The sequence below is a fragment of the Streptomyces sp. NPDC059564 genome, from assembly GCF_042735575.1.
Taxonomy (GTDB): domain Bacteria; phylum Actinomycetota; class Actinomycetes; order Streptomycetales; family Streptomycetaceae; genus Streptomyces.
Genome location: NZ_JBHWBP010000282.1, coordinates 1 through 9,958 on the forward strand (window position 1 = coordinate 1; position 9,958 = coordinate 9,958).

Annotated in this window: 9 protein-coding genes and 1 pseudogene; 5 read left to right on the forward strand and 5 right to left on the reverse strand. The window is 73.1% G+C overall.

The window, feature by feature from the left end:
* Positions 1-84 precede the first annotated feature (84 nt).
* The gene (locus ACFV0Q_RS31685; RefSeq protein ID WP_385010000.1) at positions 85-501 is read right to left on the reverse strand and encodes a pyridoxamine 5'-phosphate oxidase family protein; all 417 of its coding nucleotides are present in this window, start codon (positions 499-501) and stop codon (positions 85-87) included.
* Positions 502-677: 176 nt separating this feature from the next.
* A complete protein-coding gene (locus tag ACFV0Q_RS31690; protein WP_385009984.1) occupies positions 678-1,337 on the reverse strand; it encodes a response regulator in 660 nt (219 codons plus the stop codon).
* Positions 1,338-1,662: 325 nt separating this feature from the next.
* Here ACFV0Q_RS31690 and pdhA point away from each other — a divergent pair, with 325 nt between their 5' ends.
* The 5 genes from pdhA (at position 1,663) to ACFV0Q_RS31715 (ending at position 7,277) form a co-directional block, all read left to right on the forward strand.
* Positions 1,663-2,871 (forward strand): pyruvate dehydrogenase (acetyl-transferring) E1 component subunit alpha, encoded by a 1,209-nt coding sequence (pdhA, locus tag ACFV0Q_RS31695; RefSeq protein ID WP_385009986.1) that lies wholly within the window; start codon positions 1,663-1,665, stop codon positions 2,869-2,871.
* A 35-nt stretch (positions 2,872-2,906) separates the two neighbouring features.
* Positions 2,907-3,872: an alpha-ketoacid dehydrogenase subunit beta gene (locus ACFV0Q_RS31700; protein ID WP_385009988.1), complete on the forward strand. Its 966-nt coding sequence runs from the start codon at positions 2,907-2,909 to the stop codon at positions 3,870-3,872.
* A gap of 12 nt (positions 3,873-3,884) precedes the next feature.
* Positions 3,885-5,408: a dihydrolipoamide acetyltransferase family protein gene (locus tag ACFV0Q_RS31705; RefSeq protein ID WP_385009990.1), complete on the forward strand. Its 1,524-nt coding sequence runs from the start codon at positions 3,885-3,887 to the stop codon at positions 5,406-5,408.
* 129 nt (positions 5,409-5,537) lie between these two features.
* The gene (locus ACFV0Q_RS31710; RefSeq protein WP_385009992.1) at positions 5,538-6,476 is read left to right on the forward strand and encodes a GNAT family N-acetyltransferase; all 939 of its coding nucleotides are present in this window, start codon (positions 5,538-5,540) and stop codon (positions 6,474-6,476) included.
* A 36-nt stretch (positions 6,477-6,512) separates the two neighbouring features.
* Entirely contained in the window at positions 6,513-7,277 is a 765-nt protein-coding gene (locus ACFV0Q_RS31715) for a hypothetical protein (protein ID WP_385009994.1), read from the forward strand.
* Here ACFV0Q_RS31715 and ACFV0Q_RS31720 read toward each other — a convergent pair.
* The 3 genes and pseudogenes from ACFV0Q_RS31720 to ACFV0Q_RS31730 all read right to left on the reverse strand — a co-directional run.
* Positions 7,274-7,687 (reverse strand): PPOX class F420-dependent oxidoreductase, encoded by a 414-nt coding sequence (locus tag ACFV0Q_RS31720; protein WP_385009996.1) that lies wholly within the window; start codon positions 7,685-7,687, stop codon positions 7,274-7,276. The two genes, ACFV0Q_RS31715 and ACFV0Q_RS31720, sit on opposite strands and share 4 nt — an antisense overlap.
* A 74-nt stretch (positions 7,688-7,761) precedes the next feature.
* Complete coding sequence (locus ACFV0Q_RS31725) at positions 7,762-8,964, reverse strand: DUF1266 domain-containing protein (protein ID WP_385009998.1); 1,203 nt, start codon at positions 8,962-8,964, stop codon at positions 7,762-7,764.
* Positions 8,965-9,023: 59 nt separating this feature from the next.
* Positions 9,024-9,958 (reverse strand): annotated as a pseudogene (locus ACFV0Q_RS31730) (hypothetical protein); the annotation flags it as partial.

Consider the following 9,958-nt stretch of genomic DNA (forward strand, 5'->3'; position numbering starts at 1 on the left):
GCAGTAGACGGGACGACCGGTACGACCGGTACGAAGAGGGCCCGGCGGAATGCATTCCGCCGGGCCCTCTTCGTATACGCCGGGTCAGAGCGCGTGCTGGAACTGCCGGTCCGGATTCCCCGCGAGGGTGTGCACGGTGACGAGCTGGGGTTCGATTCGCATGTACACGGGGTCGAACACGGCGCCGTCCACGAAATGCGGACCCGGACCGAAGAGTTCCAGTTCGGCGGTGGTCGGTTCGACGATCTGCGCGGTTCCGGTGAACTGCACCGACCACAGCCGCGGGTCCGGGGAATTGAAGTTGTCCGCCCCGTAGGAGACGACACTGCCGTTGCACGCCTGGTGATGGCCGAACCCGGCGTGCATTCTCAGCACGACCTTGCCGTCCACCACGATGTGGCGGGCGAGGGCGAGGAAGGGCAGCGCGCGCATGCTGGTGGCGACCCGGCCGTAGGGCACGCGGCGCAGCAGTTCGATGGCGTGGAGTTCCTCCGGTGACATGCAGCCACTGTCGCGCCCCGACGCGGCGTCGGGAAAGAGGATCACGCCCCGATGATCGGGGACGTTGGTCCCGAATGAAACGGCCCGTCCGGTGGCACCCGACGGCACCTGACGGCACCCGCCGGGTTCACCGGGTCGAGGAACGGTCGGGCCGGACCGGAGCTACGCCGGAGCCGTCAGCGCTTCTCGGCCTGGATGCGCGCCACGTAGGCGGCGGCCTGGGAGCGGCGCTCCATGCCCAGCTTCGACAGCAGGCTGGAGACGTAGTTCTTGATCGTCTTCTCGGCCAGGTGCAGCCGCTCGCCGATGACGCGGTTGGTCAGGCCCTCGCCGATCAGGTCGAGGATCTTGCGCTCCTGCTCGGTGAGGTTCGAGAGGCGGTCGTCGCCCTTGCCGTTCTTGCCGTCGCGCAGCCGCTCCAGCACCCGCGCGGTGGCCACCGGGTCCAGCAGCGACCTGCCCGCCGCGACGTCGCGTACGGCGCTGAGCAGCTCGTTTCCGCGGATCGCCTTCAGGACGTAGCCCGAGGCACCGGCCATGATCGCGTCGAACAGTGCTTCGTCATCGGCGAACGAGGTCAGCATCAGGCACTTGACGTCCTCGTCCTGGGAGCGCACCTCGCGGCAGACCTCGACCCCGCTGCCGTCCGGCAGCCGCACGTCGAGGACCGCCACGTCGGGGCGGGTGGCCGGGATGCGTACGAGTGCGTCCGCGGCGGTACCGGCCTCGCCGACGATCTCGATGTCCTCTTCGACCGACAAGAGCTCATAGACGCCCCGACGTACCACCTCGTGGTCGTCCAGGAGGAATACCTTGATTTTTCCGTCTTCGCGCACAAAGTCATCTTCACACACTCACCCCTTCCCTGCCGGAGTTACCCGGGATAACGTGCCGTTGTTCCGGCCCCCTGCAAGGCTGTGACCAGTCGTTGTTCCCGCGACTGCCGATTTACTTGGATATCCAAGCAAAATCGCAGGTCAAACGGGGTTTCGCAGTTATGCGACGCACTGGGTAACGTGCATTGCGCAGGGCACTCGCCGGGGCACCTGTCACGCCTGAATCCCGTACGTGCCGTGCACCCACCCCGTGCGCGGGTACGGATACAGGTGAGCCGCACTGGTCCCCGGAGAACCCGGGTGCCGGACCGACGGAGGAGCACACGTGACCGTGGAGAGCACTGCCGCGCGCAAGCCGCGACGCAGCAGCGGCACCAAGCGGGCGGCAGGCGCGGCGAGCGCCCGCAAGACCGCCGCTGCCACCGCACAGCCGCACGACGCCGAGCCTCAGCTCGTACAGCTGCTGACGCCCGAAGGTGAACGGGTCGAGGTCGGGGACAACCCCGACGTCGCGGAGTTCGCACCCTTCGTCGCGGACATCACCACCGAGGACCTGCGCGGTCTGTACCGCGACATGGTCCTGACCCGCCGCTTCGACGGTGAGGCGACCGCTCTGCAGCGCCAGGGCGAGCTGGGCCTGTGGGCCTCGCTGCTCGGCCAGGAGGCCGCGCAGATCGGCTCCGGCCGGGCGCTGCGGGACGACGACTACGTCTTCCCGACCTACCGGGAGCACGGCGTGGCCTGGTGCCGCGGGGTCGACCCGACGAACCTGCTCGGCATGTTCCGCGGCGTGAACCACGGCGGCTGGGACCCCACCGTCAACAACTTCCACCTCTACACGATCGTCATCGGCTCGCAGACGCTGCACGCGACCGGTTACGCGATGGGCGTGGCCAAGGACGGCGCGGACTCCGCGGTCATCGCCTACTTCGGCGACGGCGCGTCCAGCCAGGGCGACGTGGCCGAGGCCTTCACCTTCTCCGCGGTCTACAACTCGCCCGTGGTGTTCTTCTGCCAGAACAACCAGTGGGCCATCTCGGAGCCCACCGAGCGCCAGATGCGCGTACCGCTCTACCAGCGCGCCCAGGGCTTCGGCTTCCCGGGCGTCCGCGTCGACGGCAACGACGTCCTGGCCTGCCTCGCGGTCACCCGCTGGGCGCTGGAGCGGGCCCGCCGGGGCGAGGGTCCGACCCTGGTCGAGGCGTTCACGTACCGCATGGGCGCGCACACCACCTCCGACGACCCGACGAAGTACCGCCGGGACGAGGAGACGGCCGCCTGGGAGGCGAAGGACCCGATCCTGCGCCTGAAGGCCCACCTGCTGGCCTCCGGGGGCGCCGACGAGGCGTTCTTCGCGGAGCTGGAGGCGGAGAGCGAGGTCCTGGGCAAGCGGGTGCGCGAGGTCGTGCGCTCGATGCCCGACCCCGACACCATGGCGATCTTCGAGAACGTCTACGCGGACGGGCACGCGCTCGTCGACGAGGAGCGCGCCCAGTTCGCCGCCTACCTCGCGTCCTTCGAGGGTGGGGAGTGACCACCATGGCCACCGAGACCGCGACATTCAAAACCATGTCGATCGCGAAGGCGCTCAACGAGTCGCTGCGCAAGGCCCTGGAGACCGACCCCAAGGTCCTGATCATGGGCGAGGACGTCGGCAAGCTGGGCGGTGTCTTCCGCATCACCGACGGGCTGCAGAAGGACTTCGGCGAGGAGCGGGTCATCGACACCCCGCTCGCCGAGTCCGGCATCGTCGGCACCGCCATCGGCCTGGCCCTGCGCGGGTACCGGCCGGTCGTGGAGATCCAGTTCGACGGGTTCGTCTTCCCCGCGTACGACCAGATCGTCACGCAGCTCGCGAAGATGCACGCCCGCGCCCTCGGCAAGATCAAGATGCCGGTCGTCATCCGCATCCCGTACGCCGGCGGCATCGGCGCGGTCGAGCACCACTCCGAGTCCCCCGAGGCGCTCTTCGCGCACGTCCCGGGCCTCAAGGTGGTCTCGCCGTCGAACGCGGCCGACGCCTACTGGATGCTCCAGCAGGCGATCCTCAGCGACGACCCGGTGATCTTCTTCGAGCCGAAGCGCCGCTACTGGGACAAGGGCGAGGTCGACACCGAGGCCATCCCCGGCGAGCTGCACAAGGCGCGCGTCGCCAGGTCCGGCACGGACATCACCCTGGCGGCCTACGGCCCCATGGTGAAGGTCTGCCTGGAGGCGGCGGCCGCGGCGGCCGAGGAGGGCAAGTCGGTGGAGGTCGTCGACCTGCGCTCGATGTCCCCGGTCGACTTCGACGGGCTCCAGGAGTCGGTGGAGCGGACCCGCCGGCTCGTGGTCGTCCACGAGGCCCCGGTGTTCCTGGGCATGGGCTCGGAGATCGCCGCCCGCATCACGGAGCGGTGCTTCTTCCACCTGGAGGCGCCGGTGCTGCGCGTGGGCGGGTTCCACGCCCCGTACCCGCCGGCCCGCCTGGAGGACGAGTACCTGCCGGGCCTGGACAGGGTGCTCGACGCCGTCGACCGCTCGCTGGCGTACTGAGGAGCCACGTTCATGACCATCCGCGAATTCAAGATGCCCGACGTGGGCGAGGGCCTGACCGAGGCCGAGATCCTCAAGTGGTACGTCCAGCCGGGTGACACCGTCACCGACGGGCAGGTCGTCTGCGAGGTCGAGACCGCGAAGGCGGCCGTGGAGCTGCCGATCCCCTTCGACGGGGTGGTGCACGCGCTGCTCTTCGAGGAGGGCGTGACGGTCGACGTCGGCCAGGTCATCATCTCGGTCGAGACGGGTCCCTCCGGGGGTGACGCGGAGGAGGCCGTCGCGGCCGCCGCCGCACCCGCCGCTGCCGCCGCCCCGGCGGGCTCGGAGGCCGCCGAGGAGGCGGCGCCCGAGGCGCGTCAGCCCGTACTGGTCGGCTACGGGGTCTCCACGGCCTCCACCAAGCGCCGCCCGCGCAAGGCGGTCGAGGGCACGGCCGCGCGGAACGGCACCGCCGCTCCGGCTCCCGCCGTGGCCGCGCGGAACGGTACGGCCGCCCCGGCGGCTCCGGCCGTGGCCGCCGCTCCGGCTGCCGTCGCCGTTCCGGCCGCTCCCGCCGTCGCCGTTCCGGCGCAGCCGGGCGGGGAGCGGCCGCTGGCCAAGCCGCCCGTGCGCAAGCTCGCCAAGGACCTCGGCATCGACCTGGCCTCGGTGGTCCCCACCGGCGACGGCGGCGTCGTGACCCGCGAGGACGTGCACGCCGCCGCGGCGGCCGCGCTCGCCCCGCAGACGGTGGCTCCGGTCGCGGCGGCCCCGGCCGTAGCGGCTCCGGCCCCCGCGGTCCAGGCTCCGGCGGTCCAGGCCGCGGTGGTCCAGGCCCCGGCCGAGGCCTCCGCGCGGGAGACCCGCATCCCGGTCAAGGGCGTCCGCAAGGTCACCGCCCAGGCCATGGTGGCCTCCGCCTTCACCGCGCCCCACGTCACCGAGTTCATCACCCTCGACGTGACCCGCACGATGAAGCTGGTCCAGGAGCTCAAGGACGACCCGGACCTCGCGGGGCTCCGGATCAACCCGCTGCTCCTCATCGCCAAGGCCGTCCTGGTGGCGATCCGCCGCAACCCCGACGTCAACGCGTCGTGGGACGAGGCGGCCCAGGAGATCGTGCTCAAGCACTACGTCAACCTGGGCATCGCGGCCGCCACCCCGCGCGGGCTGATCGTGCCGAACATCAAGGACGCGCAGGCCAAGACGCTCGGTGAGCTGTCCACGGCCCTGTCCGAGCTGGTCGCCACGGCCCGCGACGGGAAGACCTCCCCGGCGGACATGCAGAACGGCACGATCACCATCACCAACGTCGGCGTCTTCGGCGTCGACACCGGTACGCCCATCCTGAACCCGGGCGAGTCCGCGATCCTCGCGGTCGGTGCGATCAAGCTCCAGCCGTGGGTCCACAAGGGCAAGGTCAAGGCCCGCCAGGTCACCACCCTCGCCCTGTCGTTCGACCACCGTCTCATCGACGGCGAGCTCGGCTCCCGCTTCCTGGCCGACATCGCGGCCGTACTGGAACACCCGCGCCGGCTGATCACCTGGTCGTAGCGGCTGCGCCGCAGGTTCCCAAGGGGCCGGTCCCACGCGCGCACGCGCGCGGGACCGGCCCCTTGAACATTGCCGGACCCTTGGGTTAAAGGCCTGTTCAGAGGGGTCGGGCCGTGTGATCATCGCCGGATGTTCTTCCGCGCTGCCGCCGCAGACCCCGCCGACCTCGACCGCGCCGTCGCCTACCCGGCCGACGGCCCCGTCGCCGCCCTGGACGCCGAGAAGATCCGCGAGGAGCTCGCTGCCGGTCAGTTCCGCCCCGAGTGGATCTGGTGCGCCGAGGACGAGGACGGCGAGCTGCTGGCCCGCGCCCTGTGGTGGGGCCGCGACGACAGCGAGCGGCCCCTCGCCCTCGACTGCCTCCAGGTCCGGGAGGGCGTCGCCGACCCGGCCGCCGTGGCCGCCGGGCTGCTGGAGGCCGGCCACGCCGCCTTCGGCAAGGCCCCCGGGTACAACATCTCCCTGCCGCGCGACTGGCGGGCCGACCCGGCGTTGACGGAGGCGGTGGTCTGGCGGCGGGAAGCCGCGTACAAGGCCGGTCTGACGCAGGAGATCGAGCGCCTGCGCTACGAGTGGACCCCCGCCGCCGGGACCGCCGCGCCCGGCGGGCGCCTCGTCTTCCGCGAGGGCACCGACGAGGAGTTCCTCGACGCCTTCGCCCGCCTCTCCCGGGGCAGCCTCGACCTGGCCACCCGGCACGAGCTGGCCACCGTCACGGAGGAGGAACTCGCCCGGGACGACTTCGAGTTCTACCTCGACTGCCCCGGCGAACGCTCCTGGTGGCGCCTGGCCCACCTGCCCGACGGCACCCTCGCCGGGATGGCCATCCCCTCCGCGACCCCCTACCACCGCAACGTCGGGTACCTCGGCGTCGTCCCCGAGCAGCGCGGCAAGGGCCTGATCGACGAGGTCCTCGGCGAGATCACCCGCTTCCACGCCGCCGCGGGCGCCGAGCGGATCACCGCGACCACCGACACCGTCAACCTCCCGATGGCCGCCGCCTTCGACCGGGCCGGGTACGAGGTCACCGAGATACGCCTCATCCTGGAGACCCCGGCGGGAGCCTGACGCGGTAACCTCCCGCCCGGGGAAAGGGGGGCCGGGGTGGCCATCACCGAGCTGGGCGTGTACTCCGTCGAAGAGGCCGACGCCGGCGGCGGGGTGTGCATCGTGCGCTGCCACGGCGGGGTCGCCTACCCCGGACAGGTCTACGCCGCAGGGGAGTCGAGGCTCGCGCTGCGGCAGCTGGAGGCCTACGGGCGGACCGTGGACTTCATCGACGGCGGGCTCACGGCGCGGGTCCACCTCGCGGGCCCCATGGTCGCGCTGCTCACCCGGGGCCAAGTGCTGGTTTCGGTGCCGACCGAGGGGCACACCCTGGGGGAGCTGGAGGACTGGCTGGCCACGGGGCCGCCCCTGCGGGACGAGCCCCGGCCGCGTGCCCTGCGGGCCCTGGCCCAGGCGCGGATGTTCGACGCGACGCTCGCGCCGGAGGTCCGGGTGCGCTGGGGCCGGGTGGCGATCGCCGCGACGCGCCGCCGGGCCGAGGCGGAGGGCATCCCCGCCCTGGAGGGGGCACCCGATCTGGCCTGGCTGCGCTGCTACCTGATCGGGACGCTGGGCCAGGCGCACGCGGAGGATCCGGCGGCGCTGTGCGCGGAGCTGCTGGCACTGATCGACCTGACCCCGGCGGAGGCGGCCGCGCAGGGCGCCGCCTGGCGGGAGCTTCCGCTGCCCCGGATCCTCCACCTGCGGCGGATCAAGAACCTGATCCGCCGCCTGGCCGACGTACGCCGCCACCTCGCGGCCGACGACCCCCTGGCGGAGGCCGTCGACGCCTGGACGGCGGTGCGTACGCGGCTTCCCTAGGCCTTGGTGGCGTTGCCGAGGACCTTGGACGGGGTGATGCGCACGACCACGCGTACCGCCCCGTCCGCGGCGTCCGCGTACTCCTTGCCGGCGCCCGGGCCCAGGTACTCCTCGGCGATGCGGACCGCGACGGCGCGGCCGGTGTCCTCGGTGATGGTGGCGGTGCCGCGGATCTCCGCGTAGAGGTAGGGGTTGGCCAGGTCGAAGACGGTCAGGCCGACCCGCGCGTCGCGGACCATGTTGCGTTCCTTGCGGCGGCCGCGTTCGGTGGAGATCAGGACGTCGTCGCCGTCCCGGGACACCCAGACCACCGAACTCTGCGGGCTGCCGTCGGGGTTGAGGGTGGAGAGCACCGCCGGGTGGGGGGAGTCGAGGAGCAGTCGTACGGTGTCGTTCAGTGCAATCGTCATGCGAGTGAGGGTAATTGGCCCTGGGGCCGGGTGGAGTGCGGTTCGGGGGCGGTGCGGGGACTACCCGAAGTCGGTCAGCGCCACGGGATGTTGAGCCAGGGACTGGCCTGGTCGGTGGTCAGGAGCCGGTGCGCGGTGAGGGCGCCGGTGTACCACTCGCCGAACTCCTCCTCGTCGAAGTGCAGGCACCGTCCGAGGACGTACCCGGCGGAGAAGTCCTCCCAGGAGCGGTACGTCCCGCGCGCCGCCTCGCCCGCGCGCAGGACGGCCCGCTCGGCCTCCTCGACCGTGCCGTAGCGGGCGCCCACGCCCCAGCGGGCCATCTGGGAGGCCCGGCCGAGGTCCCAGGCCTCGACGGAACGGACCCAGCCGTCCTCGGGGAGCAGTCCGTCGGCGCGGAAGCGCTGTTCGTAGCGGGCGATCCGGCCGATGAGCCGCCGTACTCCGGCGATCTCCCCCTCGACCTCGGCGGCGGGGCGCGGCTGCGCGAGGGTGACCCCGTCGGGGGTCAGCCGGGGCTCGGCGGCCAGCTCGGCGCTGCGGCGCAGGCCGGCCTCGGCGGCGTGCCGCCAGTGCTCCCCGTCCACGGGCCCGGCGAAGTCGGAGGCCAGGGCCCGGCGCACGCGCAGGGCGTACTCCCAGACGGGGCTGACCATGCCGGTGTCCAGCAGTCGCTGGAGGGTGTCCAGCCAGCCCGCGCCGTCGGTGATGTCCCAGCTCTTGCGCAGCCGCTCGCGCTCGCGGGTGTAGCCGCCGCCGTGGTAGGCGAGGGCGTTCCAGAAGTCCCCGTTGGTGACGGCCAGATGGCCGCCGACGGCCAGTCCGTGCGCGACCGGCCCGTGCAGCGGCCCGCCGGTGTGCAGGGCGTGCACGGCGTCCGCGGCCAGGCCCCAGGAGGGGGCGGCGTCCCAGTGGGCGCGCCAGCGGGCGCGGTCCTCGGGGCGGGTCGTCAGGTAGGCCTCGGCGGGGCAGCCGGGGTTCACGGCGAGGTAGGCGGGGTCCCGGTCGTCCCAGGCGTTCGCGAACCAGGCGAGGCTCTGGCGCAGGTACACCGTGTGCTGGTCGGGCGCGGGCAGCATGCCCCGGGTGTACACGGCCAGGGTCGCCCCGGCGGGGTGGAAGCGGGCCTGGCCCGGATCGGCGTCGACCTCGGCGCGGTGCTGGGGGAGGAACAGCTCGGAGCGGGCGAGGGCGTCCAGGAAGCGCGGCCAGTCCCCGCGCGCCTTGGCCTCGTACAGCTCTCTCTCGATCGCGCTCGGCGCCGTCCAGCCATCCATACGGCCCGACTGTATAGGGGCACTCCGGCGGGGCCGCAGGGCCCCGGGCGGGGCGGCGGTCAGCAGGGGGTCGAGGGGCCCTTCTGCCGGGTGAGGTTGTCGTTGGACATCCAGCCGGCGGTGGTGGTGCCCTCGACGCGGACGTAGGTCCACTTGTTGCCGTGCGCGTTGACGACGTAGCAGTGGTACCAGAGCTTCGTGCCGGTCTTGGCCAGGGTGACGGAGGGGCACGTCTGGTAGGGGCCGGTCTCCAGGTGGTAGTCGCCGGACATGTAGCCGTACGTGCCGGGGGCCGGATCGCGGTGGCTCCAGCCGCCGCAGGCCGTGGGGACGGGGGTGGGCTTGGCGTCCTTCGATGCCGATGCCGATGCCGGAGCCGACGTACGGGGCGACTTCGAGGGCTTGCCCGGGGAGCGGGTGGACGGGGCGGGGCCCGGGGGCGTGGCCGTCGGGGCGTCGGCCGAGGGGGTGACGGCTCCGGGGGCGGCCGCCTGGGGCGCCGCCCCGCTGTCCCTGTCCATGACGGCGTACGCGGCGCCGCCCGCGAGGAGCACGACTGCGGCGGCGGCCGCGAGGACGGTACGGGTCCGGCGCGGAGCGCGCCCCGCGGCCGGGCCGGCGTGCTGCTGCGCGACGGTGGGCGGCTGCCGGCCGTTCGGGGGGTACGGCTGCGTGAAGGGGCCACCGCCGTTGGCGGCGGGCGGGGGCGGCGGCGGGCCGAAGCCGGGGGCGGGGGCCGGGGTTGCGGGCGCGGGGGCGTGGGCGACCGGGGTCGGGGTCGCGGGGGTCCAGGCACCGGGCGCGGGCGCGTGGGCGCTCGGGGCCGGACCTACGGGCGCGAAGGCCGGGGCACCCGATGCGGGGGCCTGGGCGCCGGGAGCCGGGTCCTGGGCACCCGGGGCCGGGGTCCAGGCACCGGGCGCGGGGGTGTGGGCACCCGGCGCGGGGGTCCAGGCACCGGGCGCGGCGCCCTGGCCCATGGGGGCCGGGGCCG

What these genes read in the sequence shown, in the direction of transcription:
- ACFV0Q_RS31685 (WP_385010000.1), bottom strand. Translation starts at nt 501, where the DNA reads ATGTCACCGGAGGAACTCCACGCCATCGAACTGCTGCGCCGCGTGCCC.
- ACFV0Q_RS31700 (WP_385009988.1), top strand. Translation starts at nt 2,907, where the DNA reads ATGTCGATCGCGAAGGCGCTCAACGAGTCGCTGCGCAAGGCCCTGGAG.
- ACFV0Q_RS31705 (WP_385009990.1), top strand. Translation starts at nt 3,885, where the DNA reads ATGACCATCCGCGAATTCAAGATGCCCGACGTGGGCGAGGGCCTGACC.
- ACFV0Q_RS31710 (WP_385009992.1), top strand. Translation starts at nt 5,538, where the DNA reads ATGTTCTTCCGCGCTGCCGCCGCAGACCCCGCCGACCTCGACCGCGCC.
- ACFV0Q_RS31720 (WP_385009996.1), bottom strand. Translation starts at nt 7,687, where the DNA reads ATGACGATTGCACTGAACGACACCGTACGACTGCTCCTCGACTCCCCC.
- ACFV0Q_RS31725 (WP_385009998.1), bottom strand. Translation starts at nt 8,964, where the DNA reads ATGGATGGCTGGACGGCGCCGAGCGCGATCGAGAGAGAGCTGTACGAG.